Here is a 21549-nt window from a genome sequence, read left to right as displayed (position 1 = left end):
GGGTATCCAGCGCAACTTGGCTGATACCCACCTCGCAGAAAGGAAGGCTCCATGGTCTGGTTCAACAATCTGGCACTGGCGAAGAAACTCGCCATGGCCTTTGGCCTGTGCACGGCCATCACCCTGGGCATCGGCGCCGTCGGCTTCAGCGGTATCCGCAGCGTCAACGCTCAGCTGGATAACGTGCTGGGCGACACGCTGCTCTCCATCAGCCTGCTCAACGATGCCAAGAGCAATGTCATCGGCCACAACCGCGATCTGTTCCGCGTGCTGTCCATGGCCTATGGCGAGGCACCCCAGAGCGACCTGCAGACCGTCATCACCTCTCTGCGTGACAACCAGGCCGATGCCGAGAAACCCTTCGCCGCCTATCGCACCACGCCGCTGCAGGCCGATGAAAAGCAGGCCGGTGATGCCTTCGAGCAGGACTGGAAAAGCTATATCGCCGGTACCGACGCCATCCTGGCGCGACTGGCCGCCAAGGACGTAGCCGGTGCCGCCAAGCTGTTTAACGAGCAGGTGCAACCCACCTACCGCAAGACCATGGCCTCGTTCAAGATCATGATTCAGTCCAACAAGCGCCAGAGCGCCGAAGCCGGCGACGCCGCGCATGCTGCCTACCAGAAAGCGGTCTGGGCACTCGGCCTGGGGCTGCTGCTGGCCACGCTCTGTGCCCTGGCGCTGAGCATCGTCATCACGCGCCTGATCGTTTCGCCCATCCGCCAGGCGGTGGGCAGCGCCGAGCGCGTCGCCCAGGGCGATCTGACCCAGCCGATCCAGAGCAGTCGCCGCGACGAAGTCGGCCAGCTGCTGCAGGCCCTCGGCGGCATGCAGCGCAGCCTGAAAGACACCGTGCAACAGATGGCCGGTGCCTCCAGCCAGCTCGCCGCGGCCGCCGAGGAATTGCACGCGGTGACCGAGGAGAGTTCGCGTGGCCAGGTTCGCCAGCACGATGAGGTGCAGCAGGCCGCCACCGCAGTCAATCAGATGACCGCCGCCGTGGAAGAGGTGGCGCGCAATGCCGCCTCCACCTCCACTGCCTCCCAGGACACCAGCCGCGAAGCCCAGCAGGGTCGCGAGCAGGTGCAGCAGGCGGCCCAGGCCATGGCGGTGATGACCAGCGAGATCACCGATTCGACCCAGAAGGTGCAGACCCTGGAAGGCCAGGTGCGCGAGATCGGCAAGTTGCTGGAGGTGATCCGCGGGATCGCCGAGCAGACCAACCTGCTGGCGCTCAACGCCGCCATCGAGGCCGCCCGGGCGGGCGAACAGGGCCGCGGCTTCGCCGTGGTGGCGGACGAGGTCCGTGCCCTGGCCCATCGCACCCAGGGGTCCACCGGCGAGATCGAACGCATGATGAGCGCCGTGCGCAGCAGCGCCGAGGAAGCAGTGGGCGCCATGCACAAGAGCCAGTCCCTGGCCGACAGCACCCAGGCGCGCGCCAACCGGGCCGGTGAAGCCCTGGATCGCATCGCTGCCGGGGTCGCCCAGATCGAAGAGCGCAACCTGGTGATCGCCAGTGCCGCCGAAGAGCAGGCCCAGGTCGCCCGCGAAGTGGATCGCAACCTGGTCAATATCCAGGACCTGTCCACCCAGACCGCTACCGGGGCCCAGCAGACCGCCGCCTCCAGCCAGGAGCTGTCGCGACTGGCCAGCTCCTTCCAGAGCCTGGTGGCGCAATTCCGTTATTGATCGGCCGTCCAGGAGACTTCCGACCGGCGGTCAGCCTGCCCTCACCCCAGCGAGTGGCAGGTTTTCGGCACAGCCAGGGACCTGCTGGCCCGACGCGCCGATGTTCGCAATTGAACATTGCGCGCCAGAGCGGCTCTGAGCTGAAAGACCTGAATGGATGCTCCCATGCGCTTCACCTACGATGCCCGCCGCAGCTATCGCCTGATCGGCCTGGACGATGGTCGTCTGGCTGGGCAATTGCTATGTGGGCAGCTGTACATCATGGTCGCGGGCGATGGCAAACAACCGCAGTCCTATGCCCAGCTGGAAGATGACCAGCTGCGCACTGCCGAAGGCCGACTGATCGGCTGTCGCGAGGCGGATATCCTCACCCTGCAGCGGACGGGCGTTGCCCTGCGCCTGGAGCTGCTCGACGCCTGAGGCAAGACTGCCCCGGGCTACCTCCTGGGCCACCAGTACGGCCACTCTGGCGCTTCTCACCAGCGCGATTTTCTTCCCTCTCGAAGAGCCCTTCCCTGCTCGACGTCATTGGACGCCGGGCCGAGCCGAAAAGGACGTAAGCCTGGGTAAAAGCCAGGCAAGAACGCAGTCCGGCCCGCTACATCCGCTGCCGATCAGTGGGAACCTCTCCCGTGCCTTGTCGCTCCATTTCCTTGAACGTCATCGAAAAGATGCCAAACGGGTGCCTTTTGGCTCCCTTCAGGAGATGTCATGTCCAGCGACAACCAGTACAGCATGCAGAACCCCCTTACCCAGTATCCCCAGCCTGAATTTCCCAAGCAGCCCCAACAGGCCCCGGGCCTGGCTCAGGTCATGGCGCCGCGTCCCGACCATGGCGAGACCAGCTACCAGGGCTTCGGTCGTCTGGCCGGGCGCAAGGCGCTGATCACCGGTGCGGATTCGGGGATCGGTCGGGCCACGGCCATCGCCTACGCTCGGGAGGGTGCCGATCTGGTGCTCAACTACCTGCCCGAGGAAGAAGCCGACGCCCAGGAAGTGGTCAAGCTGGTGGAAGCCGAGGGTCGCAAGGCCGTCTGCGTGCCTGGTGACCTGAAGGACGAAGCCTTCTGCACCCAACTGGTGAGCAAGGCCAAGGAGGCCCTGGGCGGCCTCGACATCCTGGTCAACGTGGCTGGCAAGCAGACCGCCGTGCAGGACATCGCCGAGCTGACCACAGAGCAGTTCGACGCCACCTACAAAACCAACGTCTACGCCCTGTTCTGGCTGTGCAAGGCCGCACTGCCGCATCTGCCGGCCGGTGCCGCCATCATCAACACCACCTCGATCCAGGCCACCCAGCCGTCCGAGTTCCTGCTGGACTACGCCTCGACCAAGGCGGCCATCACCAACTTCACCAAGGCGCTGGCCAAGCAGGTCGCCAGCAAGGGCATCCGCGTCAATGCCGTGGCCCCCGGCCCCTTCTGGACGCCACTGCAGCCCAGCGGCGGCCAGCCCCAGGAAAAGATCCCCACCTTCGGCGGCGAGACGCTGTTCAAGCGCCCCGGGCAGCCGGCGGAACTGGCGCCAATCTATGTGCTGCTGGCCTCCCAGGAGTCGAGCTATGTGACCGGCGAGGTCTATGGCGCCACCGGAGGCATGGGCTGACGGCAATGGTCGGCCATGCCGAAGGCCGTGCCATGGTGCCCGGCACTCAAGGCCGGACTGTCTCGACCTGGCTGCGCCCCATGCCCGAGGGCGAGGTCCAGCCTGGGGATTTCGCCCAAGGCCAGAGCTATCTGGCCTTGGTGCATGCCGCGCTGATCCTGGAAGAGCCGGAGCCCGAGGCGTGAGCGAGCTGGATTTCACCCGCCCGGTGGACGAGGTCGCCCGGCAACTGATCGGGGCGACGCTCAGAGTCGAAGGTGTGGGCGGCCTGATCGTCGAGACCGAAGCCTACGATGGCGAAGACCCGGCCTCCCACAGCTTTTCCGGTCCCACCCCGCGCAACCGCGCCATGTTCGGTCCTCCCGGCCATGCCTACGTCTATCGCTCCTATGGCATCCATTGGTGCTTCAACCTGGTCTGCCGCGAGGCCGGGCATGGCGCCGGCGTGCTGATCCGCGCGCTGGAGCCCCTGTGGGGGCTGGAGGCGATGCGCGAACGCCGCGGCGGCCTGGCCGATCGCCTGCTGTGCGCCGGTCCCGGCCGGCTGTGCCAGGCCCTCGCCATCGACGGCAGTCACGATGGCCTGCCGCTGACCGAGCCGCCCTTCCTGCTGGAGCCAGCGGCTGCCGAGGTGGTGGTGCTCGCGGGCCCGCGCATCGGCATCAGCCGCGCGCGCGAGGTGCCCTGGCGTTTCGGCCTGGCCAGTTCGCGCTATCTGAGTCGTGGCTTTGCCAAAGCGCCCCAGCCCGGCGATAACAGCTAGGCTGAAGGTAACGACCGTTGCCGCAATCTCTCGGACGTCCGATGCGCGCTAGCCACCTGCTGCCGATCGCCCTGCTCTTTCCCCTGCTCGCCCAGGCCAGCCTGCGCTGTGGCCAGAGTCTCGTCGAGGAAGGCGACAGCGTCGAGCAGGTGCTGGCCGCCTGCGGCGCCCCGGCCGAGCGCAAGATCAATCCACCGGCGCTGCGTAACAACAACGTGCCCAAATTCAATGCCGCCGAGACCCAGTTCTGGACCTATGCCCCGGCGAACGGTGCCTCACGGCACCTCAAGTTCGTTGACGGCAAGCTGGTGGATATCAGGGTCGAGCGTTAGTGGGAGGCCTCCCTCACCCCAACCCTCTCCCGGAGGGAGAGGGGGAAAAGCAGCAGCTCCGACGTAGGGGCGAGGCGGCTCCAGGGTAGGTTGGGTTGAGTGCAGCCAAGTCCAACGGCCAGACACCCTCACCCCAACCCTCTCCCAGCGGGAGAGGGGGAAAAGCAGCAGGTCCGACGTAGGGGCAAGGCGGCTCCGGCGTAGGCTGGGTTGAGTCCAGCGAAGTCCAACGGCCAGATACCCTCACCCCAACCCTCTCCCGGAGGGAGAGGGGGAAAAGCAGCAGGTCCGACGTAGGGGCAAGGCGGCTTAGGTGTAGGTTGGGTTGAGTGCAGCGAAGTCCAACGGCCAGATACCCTCACCCCAACCCTCTCCCGGAGGGAGAGGGGGAAAAGCAGCAGGTCCGACGTAGGGGCGAGGCGGCTTAGGCGTAGGTTGGGGTGAGCGCAGCGAAGTCCAGAGGCCAGACGCCCTCACCCCAACCCTCTCCCAGCGGGAGAGGGGGAAAAGCAGCAGCTCCGACGTAGGGGCGAGGCGGCTTAGGCGCAGGTTGGGTTGAGTGCAGCGAAGTCCAACGGCCAGACACCCTCACCCCAACCCTCTCCCAGAGGGAGAGGGGGAAGAGCAGCAGCTCCGACGTAGGCCCGAGGCGGCTTGGGCGTAGGTTGGGTTGAGCGCAGCGAAGCCCAACATTTGCCAGTCGAGTTTCTCCATCGAGCAGGCAAAAAAGAACCGCCCGAGGGCGGTTCAAGAGGAGCACGACCTCAGGGTCGTGGTTAGAACTTGGCTTCCAGGTCCAGCTGCAGGGTCTTGACGTCGGCGTCGCGGCGGAAGCGGCTGGCGGTATCGGACTCGGCGAGGAAGTAGGTCAGGCCGACACCGAAGTTCTTGTCGATGTCGTAGCCGAGCTTGAGCTTGTGGCCGCGGGCGCCGGTCGAGCCGTTGCCGAAGTCCGAGTCGGTGAAGGCACCGACCACGGCGTTGCGCTGGACATCGCGGTAGTTGTATTCCAGCCCGACCCGCTGCATCAGCTTGGTCTTGGCCCCTACCAGCCAGGCGGTGTCCTCGCCGTCGTCGGCCTTGTCGTTGACCACGTACTGGCCATAGAAGGACAGCGGCACCCACAGCTTGGTCAGGTCCAGCTGGGCGAAGCCCTCGTAGAGCTGGAAGCGGTCGGTGGTGTTGCCATTGACCGCCAGGGCGCAGGGCGAGGTGACCGAACCGGTGGTCGGGCAGCTGCTGTCCTGGTCCTTGTCGTAGGCGTAGACGCTGCCACCGACCATCAGCTTGGCGGCATCGCCCAGGTTGAAGCGACTACCGAGCTGGCCGGCGTAGAGGCGCAGGTCGTGCTTGAATTCATAGCCTTCGCCGTCGACGTTGTCCTTGAGCACGTAGTAGCCGGTGCTGCCGAACAGCTCGGCGCCGGCGCCCAAGTCGTACCTGTAGGTGCCGGCCAGGCCTTCGGGGTTGATGTCGGCGTCCCAGATGACATCGCCGGTGCTCACCCACTGCTGGCCCATCTTGCCACCCACCAGATGCAGATTCGGCAGCGCCGTGGGGTGGTAGTCGATGTAGGCCTGATCCAGCCAGAGCTGCTTCTTGTTGAAGTAGCCGTTGAGATCCTGGTTGGTGGAGCGGGCATCGTCGCCGCCGCCGGTGGCGATGCGGATGCCGGTGTCCACCTGCGGATTGATCTCGCTGTAGGCGCCCAGTCGCGCGCGGATGCGCTGGCGGTCCCGGTCGCGGCCGTTGTCCGGCTCGCCGCTGATGTCGATGCTCTCGTGACGCACCCGCACGTCGCCCTTGATCTGGGTCTTGGCGGCCCAGGCCAGTTTCTTCTCGAAGTCGGAGGTCTGCTGCTGTTGCGCGACCTGGGCGGCGCGTGCCTGCTGCTCCTGCTGCAGATCGCCGCGCAATTCGCTGTACTGGGCGGGGGTGATGGAGCCGTTGGCCTTGAGCATGTCGAGCAGCTTCTCATCGACCGCGGCACTCGCGGCGGCCGAGCAGGTGGCCAGGAGCACGCCCGAGAACAGCGCCGTGAATCGATAAGGGTTAACAGACATCGGCAGATCTCCTTGCAAGACTATCCAGGGAGTGATGGCTGGCAGTGCAGCCCGTCACGAAGCTGGGTCAGTCTCGGCAGAAGAGATGTCATTTTGCTTGCAGGAAGATAAAGCTTTTAATTCAAACCATTGAATATAAAGCAAAATTTAATCAACCCTTCATTCATCCCGGACGGCTCGGCAGTGGCTCGGAATGGGACACGCTGAGCGGACGCCCTGGCCCGGCGCTTTCCGACCGCCCAAGAAAAAGGCCACTCCGGGGAGTGGCCTTGCCGAGTGCTGGCGAAATCCTCAGCCGAAACGACCGGTGATGTAGTCCTCGGTCTGCTTCTTGTCCGGCTTGGTGAAGATCTTGTCGGTCTTGTCCACTTCGATCAGCTCGCCCAGGTACATGAAGGCGGTGACGTCGGAGCAGCGCGCCGCCTGCTGCATGTTGTGGGTGACGATGACCACGGTGAACTCCTGCTTGAGTTCGGCCAGCAACTGCTCGATGCGCGCGGTGGAGATGGGGTCCAGGGCCGAGGTCGGCTCGTCCAGCAGCAGCACCCGCGGACGCAGGGCGATGGTGCGGGCGATGCACAGCCGCTGCTGCTGACCGCCGGAGAGACCCAGGGCGCTCTGATTGAGCTTGTCCTTGACCTCGTCCCACAGCGCCGCGCCGCGCAGCGCCTGCTCGACGCGATCCTGCAATTCCACGCGGGACAGGCGCTCGTGGTGGCGGATGCCGTAGGCGACGTTGTCGGCGATCGACATCGGAAAGGGCACCGGCTTCTGGAACACCATGCCGATGGTGCTGCGCAGGCGGCTCAGCGAGTACTTGGGATCGAGGATGTTCTCCCCGTCCATGAGGATCTCGCCGCTCGCTTCCAGCCCCGGGTATTCCGAGTAGATGCGGTTGAAGATGCGCAGCAGCGTGGACTTGCCGCATCCGGACGGGCCGATGATGGCGGTGATCTGCTTGGCCGCGATGTCCAAGTTGATCGACTTGAGCGCCTGGTGGCCCTTGTAACGGAAGCCGACGTCGCGCGCCTGCAGTTCCGGTATCTGCGTCTGCATGGTAGTCACTTGAAATCCCGGTTACGAAAAAAGAAGCGAGAGGAGAGGTTCAGGAGCAGCACGAACAGCGTCAGCAGCAGGGCGCCGGCCCAGGCCAGGTGCTGCCAGTTCTCAAACGGACTCATGGCGAACTGGAAGATGGTCACCGGCACGGTGGCCATGGGCTTGAGCACGTCGGCGTTCCAGTACTGGTTGCCGAAGGCGGTGAACAGCAGCGGTGCGGTCTCGCCGGTGATGCGGGCGATGGACAGCAGCACCCCGGTCACCACGCCGGCGCGGGAGGCGCGCAACAGAATCTGCAGGGTCACCTTCCACTGGGGGATGCCCAGGGCCAGCGCCGCTTCGCGCATGGCCGGCGGCTGCAGCTGCATCATCTCGTCGGTGGTACGGGTCACCACCGGCACCACCAGCATGGCCAGTGCCAGGGAGCCGGCGAAACCGGAGAAGCCCAGGCTGCCACCGGAGTATTGGTTCAGCGTCACCACCACGGCGGTGTAGATGAACAGGCCGATGACGATCGACGGCGCCGACAGCAGGATGTCGTTGACGAACCGCACCACCAGACCGAGCTTGGAGTGGCGGGCGTATTCGGCCAGCCAGAGCCCGGCGAGGATGCCGATGGGCGCGCCGATGGCGGTGGCCAGCAGGGTGATCAGCACGCTGCCGAACAGGGCGTTGGCCAGACCGCCGTCGGCGGCGCCGGGCGGCGGCGTCATCTCGACGAAGAGGGCCGGGCTCAGGGCGCTGACGCCCTTGATCAGGGTGGTGCCGAGGATCCAGGCCAGGAAACCCAGGCCGAGCACGGCGGCGGCGCTGCCAAAGATCAGCGCGAGGCCGTTCTTGATCCGCCGCTTGCGATAGAGATAGGCGTCGATGTGCATCAGTTACCCGCCTTGCGCGACAGTTGCGTCAGCATCAGCCGTGCCGCCAGCAGCACGAAGAAGGTCACCACGAACAGCAGGAAGCCCAGGGCGATCAGCGAAGAGCGGTGCAGATCGGTGTAGGCCTCGTTGAATTCGTTGGCGATCACCGAGGCGATGGAGCTGCTCGGCATCATCAGCGAGAGCGAGAACTGGTGGGCGTTGCCCAGCACGAAGGTCACCGCCATGGTCTCGCCCAGGGCGCGGCCCAGGCCGAGGAAGGCGCCGCCGACCACCGCCGAGCGAGTGTAGGGCAACACGATGTCCCAGCAGACTTCCCAGGTGGTGGAACCCAGGGCGTAGGCCGATTCCTTGAGCTGGGCCGGCACGCTGCGGAACACCTCGTACATCACCGAGGTAATGAAGGGCAGGATCATGATCGCCAGGATGATGCCGGCGGTCAGCATGCCGATGCCCAGCGGCGGCCCCTGGAACAGCACCCCGATCACCGGGATGGCGCCGAGGTAGTCGTTGATGAAGGGCGAGATGTAGGCGGCCATGAAGGGGCCGAAGACGAACAGGCCCCACATGCCGTAGATGATCGAGGGAATGCCCGCCAGCAGCTCGACCGCGGTGGCCACCGGGCCGCGCAGCCAGGGCGGCGCGATCTCCGAGAGGAACAGGGCGATGCCGAAGGCGGTGGGCACGGCCAGCAGCAGGGCGATGAAGGAGGTCATCAGGGTGCCGTAGATGGGCACCAGGGCGCCGAACTTCTCGGCGCCGACATCCCATTCGGCCGAGGTGATGAAGTCCAGGCCGAAGGTCATGAAGGCGTGGCGACCGCCCCAGAGGGTGGACGCGGCGGCGCCGACCAGTACCAGCAGTACCAGCAGCGCGGCGGAAAACAGCAGCCGGCGGAACCAGACATCGGCGCGGGTATCCCGGCGGATGCGCTGTTCCTGAACGGCGGAGAGGGGCAGGGTCTGGTCGGTCATGGAGCTTTCCGTCTACCTGGAAGGACGCGCGAAACCGCCTGGACCCCAGGGGATCCAGGCGGCGGAACAGTCGTGCTTACTTCTTGAAGTCGGACGCCCAGTAGCCTTCGATCTGCTTGACCAGGGTGTCCGGGACCGGGACGTAATCCAGGGCCGCGGCATCCTTCTGGCCATGCTCAAGGGACCACTTGAAGAAGTCGAAGGCGACCTTGCTGCGCTCTTCGTTCTTGGGTTCCTTGTACATCACGATCCAGGTGGTGGCGGTGATCGGCCAGGCATCGGCGCCCGGGGCGTTGGTCATCAGCAGGTTGAAGTCCTTGGCGCTCTTCCAGTCGGCGGTGGCAGCGGCGGCCTGGAAGCTCTTGGCTTCGGGCTGCACGAAGTTGCCGGCGGCGTTCTTCAGCTGCACGTGGGTCATCTTGTTGGTCAGCGCATAGGCGTACTCGACGTAGCCGATGGAGCCCTTGATCTGCTTCACGTAGGCGGCGATACCCTCGTTACCCTTGCCACCCACACCGACCGGCCAGTTGACGGTGGTGCCGAAGTTGAACTTCTCCTTCCACTCCGGGCTGACCTTGGCCAGGTAGTTGGTGAAGTTGTAGGAGGTGCCGGAGCCGTCGGAACGACGCACCACGGTGATGGCGCCCTCAGGCAGCTTCATGCCGGGGTTCAGCGCGGCGATGGCCGGGTCGTTCCAGGTCTTGATCTCGCCCATGAAGATCTTGGCCATGGTCGGACCGTCGAGCTTCAGCTTGCCGGGCTCGATGCCTTCCACGTTGATCACCGGCACGATGCCGCCAATGATGGTGGGGAACTGGCCCAGACCGCCCTTCTGCAGGTCGTCGCTGCTCATGGGGGCGTCGGTGGCGCCGAAGTCCACGGTGCCGGCCTTGATCTGGGCGATGCCGCCGCCGGAGCCGATGGACTGATAGTTGATACGGTTGCCAGTCTTCTCGCTGAAGCCTTGCGACCACTTCGACAGAACGGGGAAGACGAAGCTCGAGCCGGCGCCCGTGACATCCACGGCGTGAGCGGCGGTGCTCAGGCAAAAGGCCGACAACAACAGAGAGAGGCTGAACGTGCGTTTCATGGTGGCTCCATTACCTAGTGAGGGCTGGCGCTAGGCTATTGCCGAAATGTGACAATTAAGTGTCAGCGGCATGACGAAACGGGGACGGCAGAGCGCCATCATTGCAGGCGGCGGCGACTGCTCCTGCGCAGGCAGGCGAAGGTGTCCGCGCCTGGGCCGCGCAGCAGACCGCTTCGACCAATCCGCCCGGCGCTGCGAATGGCAAAGGGGCCGCCCGCATCCCGGCCAGCCTCTGCAGGCGACCTCCGGTGGTCACCAGACGACACGCCTGTCCGCCGCCCGCGGTCGTCTCAGCAGCCTGTGCCGTGGCCACGATCCAGGTACGACGGGCCTCGCAGGCCTCTTGGCGCATCCGTGCGGGCGGCCTGGCAGCAGGAATTTAGCCAAGGCTATATATATTAGAACTATCTACAAGATAGACTTTGTCTATCCGGGTGGGTAAGGTGGCGGCCTCTTTGGGGAGTAGCCTGCTTCCACCGCGGTGGAAAGCGTCCTGATCAACATACTCGGCAACCGCCGTGGTCAGGACAGCCAGTCAGGGTTGGCGAGACCAGAGGCATCACCGCGCCACGCCGGGCGTGTGGGGGTGTCTTATGGATCGAGCCCGGCCGGCGCTGTCACGATGAATCCCGCTTCCCTGATGTTCCTGGCCTTCGCCATGTCCACCGATGCCTTTGCCGCCGCCGTCGGCAAGGGTGCCAGCCTGCACAAACCCTGTCTGCGCGAGGCCCTGCGTACCGGCGCCATCTTTGGCGTCATCGAAGCCATCACCCCGGTGATCGGCTGGGCCGTCGGCCTCACCGCCGCCCAGTATGTCCAGCCCTGGGATCACTGGATCGCCTTCACCCTGCTCACCGTGCTCGGCCTGCGCATGATCTGGGCCGGCTTCGGCGCGCCCGAAGCCGAAGCGGAAAAGCCCCGCCAGCATTCCTTCATGCTGCTCGCCCTGACCGCCGTGGCCACCAGCATCGATGCCCTCGCCGTGGGCGTGGGCCTGGCCTTCATCGACGTCAACATCATCACCGCCGCCCTGGCCATCGGCCTCGCCACCATGATCATGGTCACCACCGGCGTGATGCTGGGCCGGGTGATGGGCAATCTGGTCGGCAAGCGCGCGGAGATGCTCGGTGGCGTGGTGCTGATCGTGATCGGCGCGGCCATCCTCCATGAGCATCTGGCCGCCGTGGCCAGCTGATGACCCGGCCCTGGCGTAGCGCCCTCCTCGTCCTGGCCGCCCTGCTGCTGGCAGCCTTGGGCTTTCTCGCCTGGCAGCGCTTCTGGCCGGCCCAGGCCGCCCCGGGCTGGCGCTACGAAGTGGCCCATGGCGACATTGCCAAGGCCAGTGCCCTGGCCTGGCAGGGCGATGCCCTGCTCACCGCGGAAGAACTCAAGGACGGCAAGGGCCGCCTGCTGCGCATCGATGCCCAGGGCCGGCGCAGCGTGCTCAGCGAGGGGCTGTACAAGCCCGATGGCCTGGTGCCCTACCGCAACGGTTTCGCCTACAGCCAGGAAGGTGGCACCCATCCCATCCGCTGGTTCGACGCCACCGGCAGTCGCGATCTGTTCACCGGGATCAACGCCCAGGGCCTCTGGGCCGAAGGCGAGCGGCTCTATGCCGTGGAAGACCGCAAGGGTGAAGGGCGCCTGCTGCGCTACGACGCCGCCGATGGCAGCCTGACCGTGCTGCGCGACCACCTGAACGAGGCGGAGTCCTTTACCCGCTGCCCGGATGGCACGGCCTTCTATACCGAGAAAGCCCGCGGCCTGGTGCGCCGGCTGAGCGACGACGGCCGTGATCCGCCGGCGCTGAGCGAACTGCGCGAGCCGAGTTTTCTGCTCTGCGACCGGCGCGGCCTGTGGATCAGCGAAGACTCCACCCACCGCGCCCGCCTGCTGCTCTGGGATCGCCAGTCAGCCCCGCGCGCCATCCTGACCTTCCTGCGCGCCCCCCAGGCCTTGCTGCCACGGGGCGACGGCTACCTGCTGGCCGAAGGCGGACGCAACCGCATCATCGCCCTCGATCCGCGTTAGCGCATGCGCTTCAGGGTGTCATCCTTGCGCACCAGGTGATGCCAGAGCGCGGCCAGCACGTGCAGGCCGATCACCCAGTAGAAGGCCTTGCCCAGCCAGAGGTGCACGCCCTTGAGCGTCTTCGCCAGTTCCGGGTCCACCGGGAAGGGCGACGGCAGCGCCCAGGTGCTGGAAGGGATCTTGACCGCGCCGATGGTCAGCCAGACGGTGAACAGTCCGAGCAGCGGCTGGGCCAGCAGAAAGGCGTAGAGCCCGTAGTGGGTCAGCCGGCCGACGGTCTCCAGGCTCTTCGCCAGCGGCGGCGTGATCGGTGGTACCGGATGGCGATGGCGCACCAGCAGCCGCGGCAGGACCAGCGCCAGGACCAGCAGGCCGACCCAGAAATGACTGAGCACCACCCACTGGCGCTCCAGCGAGCCCCGCTCGAACTGCCCGCGATTGAGGATCAGTACATAGGCCAGCAGGACCAGCAGGGCCATGAGCCAGTGCAGCAGCCGGGCGCTGCGCGCATAGCGGGAAACAGGAGAGGCGGAAGGCATGACGGGATCCTGCTACAGAGGTGAAGAGGCGCCGGCAGTGTAGCGGCGCCCGGGGGTTGAAGGTATGGGTGCAAGGCCCTAGCCACAGGGGTTTTCCGCGGTATCCAGCAGCAGCTTGCTCAACTGCTGCGGCGGCTGGTGCACCAGGCCGGTGGACGATTCGCAGACGCGCTGTACGAAGTTGTCGCTGAACAGGAGCTTGCCATGGACGAAGTGTTCGCCGGGGCGGCGATTGGGATTGTCGAGGCGGGTCCCCAGGCGTTCCGCCAGCCAGCTGCCGGCCTCGTAGTGGCTGATCCAGCGCTCGCCCTGCAGCTCGGCCAGGGGTTGGGCCGGAGCATCCCGCGCCACCACGATCACCGGTACATCGCTGACCTCGGGCACCAGATCGTTGTGCCCCCAGTGACCACCCTCCCCCAGTCGCTGGCCGTGATCGCCGGTGATGATCAGATAGCGCTCACCCTCCAGGCGATCGAAGTCGGCGAGGATCTCGGCGAGCAGGCCGTCGAGATAGTGCAGGGAATTGTCATAGGCATTGGCCTGGCCCTCGACCCCGCTATCCGGCCAGGGCGCCGGGGTGCTCTCGTGGCGATAGTTCTGCGCATAGGGCAGGTGCGCGGTACGCAGATTCAGCACCACGAAGTTGCGCGGCGCCCACCGCTGCTCGTCGAGGATCTCCAGCAGGGCGCGATCCTGGCGCTGCAGGAAGCGCAGCGGATGGTCCTCGCGGGTGATGGAGACGTCCAGGTAGCGACTGCCCAGGTGCGCCAGCAGCTTGGACTCCTGGGACGACAGCCAGTGGGTGCGAAAGCCGGCGGCCTGGGCGAAGCGGAACAGATTGATCTCGCCGCTGCGCAGGCGCTGATCCTGGCCCGGTTCGCGGATCGGATTGAGCAGATAGGGCAGGCTCACGTCGGTGGCCACCCCCGCCGCGATACCGGGCCGGATCAGCGCCTGAGGATTGGCCGCCAGGTAGGCCGACAGCCTGGGGGTGGTATCGCGCGCATAGCCGAAGGCGCCCAGCCGATCGCTGCGCAGGGAGTCGGCCACCACCAGCCAGACATGCCGCGCGGTGCTGGGTACCGGGGCCAGGCCATAGGGTGCATAGGCGGTGGGCGGCAGGACGACATCGTCCCGCCCGGCCAGGCGCACCGCCCAGGCGGAAAAGGCGTTGAGGCTGTTGTGCAGCCCGCTGCGACTGGGGCTGGGCACGAAGGCGTCGAGGTTGCGGTAGGTGGCGCGATAGGGTTTGGACAGCAGTACCGCGGCGATCAGCAGCAGCGCCCAGCGACTGGCCGGCAGCGGTACCCGGCCTGGCAGCTGGAGATGCAGGGTGATCAGCAGGCCATAGGGCAGGCCCACGCAGAGCAGCACCGGCCAGTGTTCGGGCAGGCTGAGCCACAGCGTCTGGCGCACCTCGGCGGTATCGCCCAGCAGGGCCTGGATGTCGATGGCGCTGAGCGGCTCGCCGAAGAAACTCAGGTTGCCCAGCTGCAGCAGCTGCATCAGCGCGAACCCCAGCAGGATGACCGCCGCCAGGCGCGGCAGGTTGCTCAGCCAGAGCGCCAGGCTGAACACCCAGAGCGCGGCGACATAGCCCGCTTCCAGCTCGGCGCGGTTGTTTGGCGTGAAGCCTTGCTGCAGGACGTCGTCGGCCAGCAACAGCAGGCAACTCAGACTGCTGAGCAGCAGCAGATTGCGCCAGGGCCGCCAGCCTGAGGCACGCGGGCGGGAGAAGGCTGCGAGCAGCATCAGGGCGCTCCACGCAAGCACGAGGAAAGGCAAAGGCAGGCGGGCATGGCGCGCTCCAGCGACAGGAAGCCGCTACCCTGAGGGGCGAACCTTAATGAAGTCTTAGCGGCTCATGCCCGGTAACAGATGAACCGAGGGTCGGATACCTGCCGACCGGCTTGACCCTGAAGTCACTTCAGGCTTCAGGATGATCGGCAAAGGGCCTTTGCCCTCTGCCTCCTCAACGCTTCGGAGACCTGTAGATGAGTGGCTCCACCCCTCACCACGACCACGACCACGACCACGACCACGATCATCAGCATGGCCACGACCACGGCCATGGTCACTCCCACGCCCCGCGGGTGACCGCCGCCAACGAGCGCAAGCTCAAGCTGGTCTTCGTCCTGACCTTTGGCTACGCCATCGTCCAGGCCGTGGGCGGCTGGTGGTCCGGCTCCCTGGCGCTGATCGCCGATTCCGGGCACATGGTCTCGGATGCCGCGGCCCTGCTGCTGGCCCTGGTGGCCTACCGCGTGGCGGCCAAGGCGGCCAATGCGCGCTTCACCTATGGCTTCCACCGGGTACGCATCCTTGCCGCCCTGACCAATGGCGTCGCCCTGCTGCTGCTGGTGCTGTGGATCGGCTGGGAAGCCATCATGCGGCTGCGCGAGCCCACCGAGGTGCTCTCCGGCCCCATGCTGGTGGTGGCGGTGATCGGCCTGGTGGTCAATATCGTCGGCTTCGTGGTGCTCAACAGCGGCCACAAGGACGACAGCAACCTGCGCGGCGCCCTGCTCCATGTGGCCGGTGACCTGCTGGGTTCGGTGGGCGCCATCGTCGCCGCCCTAGGCATCCTCTGGACCGGCTGGACCTGGCTGGATCCGGCGCTGTCGATCCTGGTCGCCCTGCTCATCGTCAAATCGGCCTGGACCCTGGTGCGCGATGCCGGCGCGGTGCTGCTGCAGGCGGCGCCGCGGGAATTCGACACGGCCGGCGCCACGGCGGCGGTCCGCGCCCTGCCGGAGGTGGCCGAGGTGGGCCATCTGCACGTCTGGACGCTGACCGACGAAACCCGCATCGCCACCCTGCACATCACCCCGGCGCCGGGCAGCGACCCCCTGCATCTGCCGACCCTGGTGGGCGAGCTGCTGCGCAGTCGCCACGGGCTGCAGCACGTGACGGTGCAGGTGGATCCGCCGGGCACCCTCGACGGGCACTGCGCCTAGACGCGCCCTAGTCGCGCGGGGAAGACTCATCCAGCGGGCGGCGGCGACCGGTCAGCATCGACAGCGGCAGGTTGTCGCCCACCCGCAGGCTCTCCACCACGGCGGCCACGGCATGCAGGCAGACCAGCGCCAGCAGGCCGTTGGCGAAGAGCGCGTGCAGGTCTTCGGGCCAGTCGGCGCCCCAGAGGGCATCCACCTCGCGCATGAGAAAGCCGGTGACGCCCAGGCCGCCGATGGCAGCCATCATCAGCAGCATCACCAGGGCGCCCAGGGGCGAATGGCCGAGGCGATGATGGGGCCGCCCCTGCCAGAGATCACGCAGGTGAGCGCTCAGCCGCGCACGGGTCGGCCAGCAGTCGCTCCAGCGCGCGCTACGCGGGCCGACGAACCCCCAGACCAGCCGCACCAGCAACCAGGCGCCGGCGTAGTAGCCGATCCAGCGATGCCAGAAGGCGCCCTTCTCGTTGAAGAAATAGTTGGCGAAGAAGGCTGCGGCGACCGACAGGTGGAACAGCCGTACCAGGGGGTCCCAGAGCCGTACGGTCGCCGTCTTCATCAGCTGCCGATCTCGCTCTTGACCGCCTTGCCGCTCACCGGGTCGTGATAGATCTCGACCTTGCGCCGGTCCTTGTCGAAGCCGTAGATCTCGTAGCAGTTGCCCTTGGTGATCTTGAATTTCTTGATCTCGTAGCCCTGGTCTCGCAGCTGCGCCTGGAATTTCTCGGCGTCTTGCCAGGTGGCTTTGTCCGCCTGGGTGCACTGGGGTTCGGCGGCAAGGGCCAGGGGACTTGCGAACAGCAACGGCAGCAACAGGCGGCGCATGGCGACACTCCTCGTGGTTGGAGTGGCCAGACTCGGCGCCGAAGCTTAATGCAATCTTAGGACGCAACGCCCGGTAACAGTTGCCCCTGCCGTTGCGCCAGGACGCCGGCGATGATGGCGCGCTGGCGGCATTGCCAAGAGAGGAAGGCGATCGTGCGGGTATTGCTGGTGGAAGACGACGCGGCCCTGGCCCAGGGCATTCGCATGGCCCTGCGCGGCGAGGGCTATACCCTGGACTGGGTAGGCGATGGCCTGGCCGCCGAGCACGCCCTGGCGTCCGAGCGCTTCGACCTGGTGCTGCTGGACCTGGGTCTGCCGCGCCTCGACGGTCTCGACCTGCTGCGCCGCCTGCGCAGCCAGCCCGACGGCCAGGTACCGGTGCTGGTGCTCACCTCCCGCGACGCCAAGGCCGATCGCATCCAGGGCCTGGATGCCGGCGCCGACGACTACCTGGTCAAGCCCTGCGACCTGGACGAACTCAAGGCGCGCCTGCGCGCCCTGATCCGCCGCAGCTGTGGCCGCGCGCAACCGCTGCTGGAGCACGCCGGCATCAGCCTCGATCCGGCCAGCCAGGTGGTGCACTACCACGGCGCCGAGGTGGCGGTGACGCCCATGGAATACCAGCTGCTGCACCAGTTGCTGCTGCGACCGGGCGCCGTCATCACCCGCGAGCGGCTGAGCAACGCCCTCTATGGCTGGCAGGAAGCCGCCTCGGGCAACACCCTGGAAGTGCTCATCCACAACCTGCGCAAGAAGCTCGACAGCGGCCTGATCCGCACCGTGCGCGGGGTGGGCTATCTGCTGGAGCGTCAGCCATGATCGCCATCCGCACCCGCATCCTCGCTCCCACCCTGGCCCTGGTGCTGGCCGGCAGCCTGGCCCTCGCGCTGCTGGCGCTGCGCGACAGCCATCGCGAGATCGAGGGCATCTACGACGCCCAGCTGGTTCAGGGCGCGCGCCTGCTCGAAGGCCTGCTGCAAGCCGGCACGCCGGCGGCGGAACGCTGGCCGGAGCTGGTCAGGGTGTTCGATCGCGCCATGCAACCCGTACCCGGCAGCGTGCCGGCGCACCCCTACGAGAATCAGCTGACCTTCCAGATCTGGACCGCCGATGGTCAGTTGCTGGCTCGTTCCGGCAATGCGCCGCGGCTGACCGAGGTGCCGCCGGAAGGGCTGCACGAGGTGTTCGACAAGGGTCGCGAATGGTGCGGGATGCTGGTGCGCACCGCCGAGGGCGGCCTGCGCATCTGGGTCGGCGAGCGCGAGGACCTGCGCCAGGACCTGATCCAGCGCATCGTCAGCCATACCCTCTGGCCGACCCTGGTCGGTTTGCCGCTGCTGGTCGGGGTGCTCTGGCTGCTGCTGGGCTGGGGGCTGCGACCGCTGCAGGACTTCGCCCGTGGCCTGCGTGCGCGTGATCCCCACAGCCTGGCGCCGCTGCCGGGCGGCCCGCTGCCGCCGGAGTTGCAACCCATGCGTGGCGCCCTGGATCACCAGCTCGCCCAGTTGCGCGCCCTGCTCGACCGGGAGCGGCGCTTCATCGCCGACGCCGCCCACGAATTGCGTACGCCGCTGGCGATCCTCGACCTGCATGCGCAGAACGCCCAGCACGCCGAGACCGCGGAAGAGCGCGACGAAGCCCTCGGCTATCTGCGCCAGGGCGTCAGCCGGGCCACCCGCCTGGCCAGCCAGCTGCTGACCCTGGCGCGCCTGGAACCGGGCGCCACCGAGGTCCAGGCGTTGGACCTGGAGCCCCTGGTGCGCGAGGAGCTGGCGGAATTGACGCCCCTGGCACTGAAGCGGCAGGTGGAACTGGTATTGGCGGCCCAGGCCGGACCGGCGGTGCTCGGCGATCCGGACGCCATCGCCATCGCCCTGCAGAATCTGGTGACCAACGCCCTGGCCTTCGCCCCCGCCGGCAGCGCGGTGGAAGTCGGCATCGAAGCCAGCCAGGACCAGGGCATCTTGCTGCGGGTGGAGGATCGCGGCCCCGGGGTGGACGAGGCCGAGCTGGCGCGCTTGTGCGATCGCTTCTACAGCGCCGGCAACCCCCAGGGCGCCGGGCTGGGGCTGGCCATCGTCGAGACCATCACCCGCCGCCTGGGCGGTGTCCTGAGCTTCAGCAATCGGGCGCGGGGCGGCTTCTGCGTGGAGTTGCGCCTGCCGCGCGCGGGCTAGGCCTGCTGGCAACCGCGCGCCAGGACCGGCCGCGCAGGGCGGGTCAGGCGCAGGCCGAGGCCCATCAACAGCACTACGCCCACCGCCATCAGCAGCCAGGCGTTGGCCAGGCTGTCCAGCTGGTCGCGCAGGAGGCCGGCGGCCAGCGGCGCCAGGCTGGCGATCAGATAGCCACCGCCCTGGACGAAGCCGAGCAAGGCACCGGCTTCGGCGGGATCGCGCACCTGGTCCATCGCCAGGATCAGCGACAGCGGAAACAGCGCGCCGATGCCCAGGCCGAGCAGGATGGCGGTGGGCACCGCCAGTTGCAGCGGCGCCAGCGCCAGGCACAGCAGCCCCACCAGCACCACGCCGAGCACCCCCAGCACCAGCGGCCGGCGATTGCGCAGCCGGGCGATGGTGGCCGACAGCAGCAGGCCGGCGCTGACCTCGGCGAGACTCACGCCGCCCAGCAGCAGGCCGCTGTCGGCCGGTTGCCAGCCGAGGCCGGTGTAGTACGGCGGCAGCCAGGCCAGCACCAGGGTGTAGGCGGCGGTACCGATGCCGAAGAAGGCCAGCAGCAGCCAGGCCTGGCGCTGCCGCCAGGGGTGCGCGCGGGGTGCCGCGTGCTGCGCCGGCGCATCCGGCCGCGCCAGGACCAGCCAGACGCCAAGCGCCAGCAGCACCGGCAGGGTCCAGAGCGCCAGGCCCTGGGCCCAGCCCCACTGCTCGGCCAGGGGCGCGGCGGTGGCCGCCGCCACGGCCGCGCCACCCATGATGCCGGTGGTGTAGAGGCCCATTAGAGTGCTGGTGCGCTGCGGATAGCAGCGACGGATATAGGCGGGGATCAGCGCCTGTACCAGGGCGATGCCGACGCCACCCAGACCGGCGGTGAGGATCAGCCCCAGGCCGCTCGGCTGTTCCCAGCGCAGCGCATTGGCCAGGGCCAGCAGCAGCAGGCCGAGGGCGATGCCACGGCGCTCGCCGAGCCAGGCCTGCAGCCGGGCGCCGCCCAGGGCGCAGAGACCCATGGCGGCGATGGGCAGGGTGGTCAGCGCCCCGGCGCCGCTGCCTTCCAGTCCGGTGGCCGCCTGGATGCCATCCAGCAACGGGCCGATGGCGGCGAGGATGGGTCTGAGGTTGAGGCCGACCAGCAGTACCAGCAGCACGGCGAGAAAGGCGTCCTGGCGCGGCGCGGGTGTGGTCGGGGATGAAGGTGAAGCGGAAAGCATGGACAATCTCCAGAATGACGCGGTATTTCTCTTGATGAGAAGTATCTTAACATCAAGATATATTCCTGAGGTAAGCCGATGGCCGATCGCGCCGAATTCGCCGTGGACCAGTGGCACCGCGAGCGCCCCGACCTGGATGCCCTGCCCATGCGCCTGGTGGGCCGCCTGGGTGAAGTGGCCCAGGTGCTCAATCGCGATGTGCTGCAGCCTTTCTTCGACGAGCACCGCCTGCACTATGGCGAATTCGATGTCCTGGCCACCCTGAGGCGAGCGGGCGAACCCTACGCCCTGAGTCCCACGGTGCTCTATGAGTCGGCCATGATCTCCTCGGGCGGCATGACCAATCGCCTCGACCGCCTGGAGCGAGCCGGCCTGATCGAGCGACGCAAGAATCCCGAGGATCGCCGCAGTACCCTGGTGGCCCTCACCGCGGACGGCTTCGCCCTGATCGATGGCCTGATGGCCGCCCACGTCGACAACGAGCGTCGAGCCCTGGCGACGCTCAGTGAAGCCGAACAGCGGCAGCTGGATGCGCTGCTGGGCAAGTGGCTGGCTGGCCGCGCGTCTTGACGGCCATGCTCATCGACTTCAGCTCGTGCAACGGCTTGCACGCCGTGGCCCAGGACTATGCCCATGGCGAACGGGTGCCGCCCCACAGCCATCGCCAGGCGCAGCTGATCCATGCGCTCTGCGGCATCGTGATCGTCAACACCGCCCAGGGACGCTGGGCGGTGCCGCCCGGACGGGGCGTCTGGGTGCCCGCCGGCGAAGAGCACGACCTGCAGTTGCTGGGCCGCGTCGAGGTACGCACCCTGTTCGTCGATCCGCAGGTACGGGCCGAGCTGCCGACGCGCTGCCAGCTGATCGCCGTCTCGCCGCTCTTGCGCGAACTCATCCTGGCCGCCCTGCCCCTGCCCACCGATCAGCCGGCCGAGGGGCGTGCCTGGCATATTCTGCAGCTGATGCTCGACGAGCTGCGGGGGTCGCCCACCACCGGGCTGCACCTGCCCTGGCCGGTGGATGCCACGCTCGTCGGACTCTGTCGTCAGCTGCGCCAGCACCCGGGCGAACGCTGGACACTGACCCGGGCCGCGGCGCGGCTGGCGATCAGCGAGCGGACCCTGAGCCGACTGTTTCTCAAGGAGACCGGTCTGAGCTTCGGCCAGTGGCTGCAGCGGGCGCGGCTGGATTCCAGCCTGACCTCGCTGGCCGCCGGCCATGCCATCGTCGACGTCGCCCTGGACCACGGCTATGCCAGCCCCAGCGCCTTTGCCACCCGTTTCCGCCAGGTGCTGGGGGTGTCGCCCTCGGCCTATCGTGGCCCGGCGGGGCTGCCCGACGTGGTCAGCCCCGCCA

The 21549-nt window shown here is 67.2% G+C and carries 23 protein-coding genes and 1 riboswitch; of the genes, 13 read left to right on the top strand and 10 right to left on the bottom strand.

Translation table 11 applies throughout. The features are described from left to right. The first annotated feature begins 51 nt into the window (after positions 1 to 51). The 6 genes from QMX82_RS20185 (at position 52) to QMX82_RS20160 (ending at position 4392) form a co-directional block, all read left to right on the top strand. A complete protein-coding gene (locus QMX82_RS20185; protein WP_282286924.1) occupies positions 52 to 1692 on the top strand; it encodes a methyl-accepting chemotaxis protein in 1641 nt (546 codons plus the stop codon). Positions 1693 to 1857: 165 nt separating this feature from the next. Then, entirely contained in the window at positions 1858 to 2112 is a 255-nt protein-coding gene (locus tag QMX82_RS20180) for a hypothetical protein (RefSeq protein ID WP_208693968.1), read from the top strand. A 291-nt stretch (positions 2113 to 2403) separates the two neighbouring features. Next, complete coding sequence (locus QMX82_RS20175; protein WP_208693967.1) at positions 2404 to 3297, top strand: SDR family oxidoreductase; 894 nt, start codon at positions 2404 to 2406, stop codon at positions 3295 to 3297. Between the two features lie 5 nt (positions 3298 to 3302). Beyond that, positions 3303 to 3482 carry a hypothetical protein gene (locus QMX82_RS20170; protein ID WP_282286917.1) on the top strand — a complete coding sequence of 60 codons (180 nt, stop codon included), beginning with the start codon at positions 3303 to 3305 and terminating at the stop codon, positions 3480 to 3482. Continuing rightward, entirely contained in the window at positions 3479 to 4060 is a 582-nt protein-coding gene (locus QMX82_RS20165) for a DNA-3-methyladenine glycosylase (RefSeq protein ID WP_282286915.1), read from the top strand. Before QMX82_RS20170 ends, QMX82_RS20165 begins: the two co-directional genes overlap by 4 nt. A gap of 41 nt (positions 4061 to 4101) precedes the next feature. Continuing rightward, entirely contained in the window at positions 4102 to 4392 is a 291-nt protein-coding gene (locus tag QMX82_RS20160) for a DUF2845 domain-containing protein (RefSeq protein ID WP_282286913.1), read from the top strand. Between the two features lie 776 nt (positions 4393 to 5168). Here QMX82_RS20160 and QMX82_RS20155 read toward each other — a convergent pair. From QMX82_RS20155 to pstS, 5 genes are all read right to left on the bottom strand, one after another. Further along, the gene (locus tag QMX82_RS20155) at positions 5169 to 6455 is read right to left on the bottom strand and encodes a putative porin (RefSeq protein WP_282286910.1); all 1287 of its coding nucleotides are present in this window, start codon (positions 6453 to 6455) and stop codon (positions 5169 to 5171) included. A gap of 291 nt (positions 6456 to 6746) precedes the next feature. After that, entirely contained in the window at positions 6747 to 7511 is a 765-nt protein-coding gene (pstB, locus tag QMX82_RS20150; protein ID WP_044341611.1) for a phosphate ABC transporter ATP-binding protein PstB, read from the bottom strand. A 5-nt stretch (positions 7512 to 7516) separates the two neighbouring features. After that, entirely contained in the window at positions 7517 to 8392 is an 876-nt protein-coding gene (gene pstA / locus QMX82_RS20145; RefSeq protein WP_208693962.1) for a phosphate ABC transporter permease PstA, read from the bottom strand. Beyond that, positions 8392 to 9366 (bottom strand): phosphate ABC transporter permease subunit PstC, encoded by a 975-nt coding sequence (pstC, locus tag QMX82_RS20140; protein ID WP_044341613.1) that lies wholly within the window; start codon positions 9364 to 9366, stop codon positions 8392 to 8394. Before pstC ends, pstA begins: the two co-directional genes overlap by 1 nt. A 76-nt stretch (positions 9367 to 9442) precedes the next feature. Beyond that, positions 9443 to 10456 (bottom strand): phosphate ABC transporter substrate-binding protein PstS, encoded by a 1014-nt coding sequence (pstS, locus tag QMX82_RS20135; protein ID WP_158893476.1) that lies wholly within the window; start codon positions 10454 to 10456, stop codon positions 9443 to 9445. 450 nt (positions 10457 to 10906) lie between these two features. Continuing rightward, positions 10907 to 11074, top strand: a riboswitch (yybP-ykoY riboswitch). A gap of 4 nt (positions 11075 to 11078) precedes the next feature. Between pstS and mntP the strand changes: the two genes are divergently transcribed. Both mntP and QMX82_RS20125 read left to right on the top strand, forming a co-directional pair. Then, positions 11079 to 11651, top strand: a complete 573-nt coding sequence (mntP, locus tag QMX82_RS20130; protein WP_183633065.1) for a manganese efflux pump MntP — start codon at positions 11079 to 11081, stop codon at positions 11649 to 11651. Beyond that, on the top strand, positions 11651 to 12487 hold the full coding sequence (locus tag QMX82_RS20125; protein ID WP_282286900.1) for a hypothetical protein: 837 nt from the start codon (positions 11651 to 11653) through the stop codon (positions 12485 to 12487). Before mntP ends, QMX82_RS20125 begins: the two co-directional genes overlap by 1 nt. Here QMX82_RS20125 and QMX82_RS20120 read toward each other — a convergent pair. After that, the gene (locus tag QMX82_RS20120) at positions 12484 to 13026 is read right to left on the bottom strand and encodes a cytochrome b (protein ID WP_208693960.1); all 543 of its coding nucleotides are present in this window, start codon (positions 13024 to 13026) and stop codon (positions 12484 to 12486) included. The genes QMX82_RS20125 and QMX82_RS20120 overlap by 4 nt on opposite strands. A gap of 78 nt (positions 13027 to 13104) precedes the next feature. Next, complete coding sequence (locus QMX82_RS20115) at positions 13105 to 14778, bottom strand: phosphoethanolamine transferase (RefSeq protein ID WP_282286898.1); 1674 nt, start codon at positions 14776 to 14778, stop codon at positions 13105 to 13107. Positions 14779 to 15020: 242 nt separating this feature from the next. On the opposite strand from QMX82_RS20115, the gene QMX82_RS20110 reads away from it, so the two are divergent. Continuing rightward, a complete protein-coding gene (locus QMX82_RS20110; protein ID WP_282286896.1) occupies positions 15021 to 15983 on the top strand; it encodes a cation diffusion facilitator family transporter in 963 nt (320 codons plus the stop codon). Between the two features lie 7 nt (positions 15984 to 15990). Here the strand turns inward: QMX82_RS20110 and QMX82_RS20105 are convergent, their stop codons facing one another. Both QMX82_RS20105 and QMX82_RS20100 read right to left on the bottom strand, forming a co-directional pair. Beyond that, positions 15991 to 16539, bottom strand: coding sequence for a cytochrome b/b6 domain-containing protein (locus QMX82_RS20105; RefSeq protein ID WP_044341618.1), 549 nt, complete (start codon positions 16537 to 16539; stop codon positions 15991 to 15993). After that, a complete protein-coding gene (locus QMX82_RS20100; protein WP_282286887.1) occupies positions 16539 to 16805 on the bottom strand; it encodes a PepSY domain-containing protein in 267 nt (88 codons plus the stop codon). The genes QMX82_RS20105 and QMX82_RS20100 overlap by 1 nt, the downstream gene beginning before the upstream one ends. A gap of 153 nt (positions 16806 to 16958) precedes the next feature. Here QMX82_RS20100 and QMX82_RS20095 point away from each other — a divergent pair, with 153 nt between their 5' ends. Then, entirely contained in the window at positions 16959 to 17624 is a 666-nt protein-coding gene (locus tag QMX82_RS20095; RefSeq protein WP_208693957.1) for a response regulator, read from the top strand. Further along, a complete protein-coding gene (locus QMX82_RS20090) occupies positions 17621 to 18982 on the top strand; it encodes an ATP-binding protein (RefSeq protein WP_208693956.1) in 1362 nt (453 codons plus the stop codon). The genes QMX82_RS20095 and QMX82_RS20090 overlap by 4 nt, the downstream gene beginning before the upstream one ends. Here QMX82_RS20090 and QMX82_RS20085 read toward each other — a convergent pair. Beyond that, positions 18979 to 20193 carry an MFS transporter gene (locus tag QMX82_RS20085; RefSeq protein WP_261793958.1) on the bottom strand — a complete coding sequence of 405 codons (1215 nt, stop codon included), beginning with the start codon at positions 20191 to 20193 and terminating at the stop codon, positions 18979 to 18981. The two genes, QMX82_RS20090 and QMX82_RS20085, sit on opposite strands and share 4 nt — an antisense overlap. Positions 20194 to 20271: 78 nt before the next feature. Between QMX82_RS20085 and QMX82_RS20080 the strand changes: the two genes are divergently transcribed. Continuing rightward, positions 20272 to 20763, top strand: a complete 492-nt coding sequence (locus QMX82_RS20080; protein ID WP_282286884.1) for a MarR family winged helix-turn-helix transcriptional regulator — start codon at positions 20272 to 20274, stop codon at positions 20761 to 20763. Between the two features lie 5 nt (positions 20764 to 20768). Beyond that, on the top strand, positions 20769 to 21549 hold a 781-nt coding region (locus tag QMX82_RS20075; protein WP_282286939.1), incomplete at its 3' end, for an AraC family transcriptional regulator.

Source organism: Pseudomonas sp. PS02302, from assembly GCF_029959585.1.
Taxonomy (GTDB): Bacteria; Pseudomonadota; Gammaproteobacteria; order Pseudomonadales; family Pseudomonadaceae; genus Chryseomonas; species Chryseomonas aestiva.
Note: the sequence above shows the minus strand (reverse complement) of the source record. Positions and strands in the feature narration are given on the sequence as shown.

Excerpts from the sequence above, each read along its gene's own strand:
- QMX82_RS20185 (WP_282286924.1), top strand. The coding sequence starts at position 52 with ATGGTCTGGTTCAACAATCTGGCACTGGCGAAGAAACTCGCCATGGCC.
- QMX82_RS20180 (WP_208693968.1), top strand. The coding sequence starts at position 1,858 with ATGCGCTTCACCTACGATGCCCGCCGCAGCTATCGCCTGATCGGCCTG.
- QMX82_RS20175 (WP_208693967.1), top strand. The coding sequence starts at position 2,404 with ATGTCCAGCGACAACCAGTACAGCATGCAGAACCCCCTTACCCAGTAT.
- QMX82_RS20170 (WP_282286917.1), top strand. The coding sequence starts at position 3,303 with ATGGTCGGCCATGCCGAAGGCCGTGCCATGGTGCCCGGCACTCAAGGC.
- QMX82_RS20160 (WP_282286913.1), top strand. The coding sequence starts at position 4,102 with ATGCGCGCTAGCCACCTGCTGCCGATCGCCCTGCTCTTTCCCCTGCTC.
- QMX82_RS20155 (WP_282286910.1), bottom strand. The coding sequence starts at position 6,455 with ATGTCTGTTAACCCTTATCGATTCACGGCGCTGTTCTCGGGCGTGCTC.
- pstB (WP_044341611.1), bottom strand. The coding sequence starts at position 7,511 with ATGCAGACGCAGATACCGGAACTGCAGGCGCGCGACGTCGGCTTCCGT.
- pstA (WP_208693962.1), bottom strand. The coding sequence starts at position 8,392 with ATGCACATCGACGCCTATCTCTATCGCAAGCGGCGGATCAAGAACGGC.
- pstC (WP_044341613.1), bottom strand. The coding sequence starts at position 9,366 with ATGACCGACCAGACCCTGCCCCTCTCCGCCGTTCAGGAACAGCGCATC.
- pstS (WP_158893476.1), bottom strand. The coding sequence starts at position 10,456 with ATGAAACGCACGTTCAGCCTCTCTCTGTTGTTGTCGGCCTTTTGCCTG.
- mntP (WP_183633065.1), top strand. The coding sequence starts at position 11,079 with ATGAATCCCGCTTCCCTGATGTTCCTGGCCTTCGCCATGTCCACCGAT.
- QMX82_RS20125 (WP_282286900.1), top strand. The coding sequence starts at position 11,651 with ATGACCCGGCCCTGGCGTAGCGCCCTCCTCGTCCTGGCCGCCCTGCTG.
- QMX82_RS20120 (WP_208693960.1), bottom strand. The coding sequence starts at position 13,026 with ATGCCTTCCGCCTCTCCTGTTTCCCGCTATGCGCGCAGCGCCCGGCTG.
- QMX82_RS20115 (WP_282286898.1), bottom strand. The coding sequence starts at position 14,778 with ATGCTGCTCGCAGCCTTCTCCCGCCCGCGTGCCTCAGGCTGGCGGCCC.
- QMX82_RS20110 (WP_282286896.1), top strand. The coding sequence starts at position 15,021 with ATGAGTGGCTCCACCCCTCACCACGACCACGACCACGACCACGACCAC.
- QMX82_RS20105 (WP_044341618.1), bottom strand. The coding sequence starts at position 16,539 with ATGAAGACGGCGACCGTACGGCTCTGGGACCCCCTGGTACGGCTGTTC.
- QMX82_RS20100 (WP_282286887.1), bottom strand. The coding sequence starts at position 16,805 with ATGCGCCGCCTGTTGCTGCCGTTGCTGTTCGCAAGTCCCCTGGCCCTT.
- QMX82_RS20090 (WP_208693956.1), top strand. The coding sequence starts at position 17,621 with ATGATCGCCATCCGCACCCGCATCCTCGCTCCCACCCTGGCCCTGGTG.
- QMX82_RS20085 (WP_261793958.1), bottom strand. The coding sequence starts at position 20,193 with ATGCTTTCCGCTTCACCTTCATCCCCGACCACACCCGCGCCGCGCCAG.
- QMX82_RS20080 (WP_282286884.1), top strand. The coding sequence starts at position 20,272 with ATGGCCGATCGCGCCGAATTCGCCGTGGACCAGTGGCACCGCGAGCGC.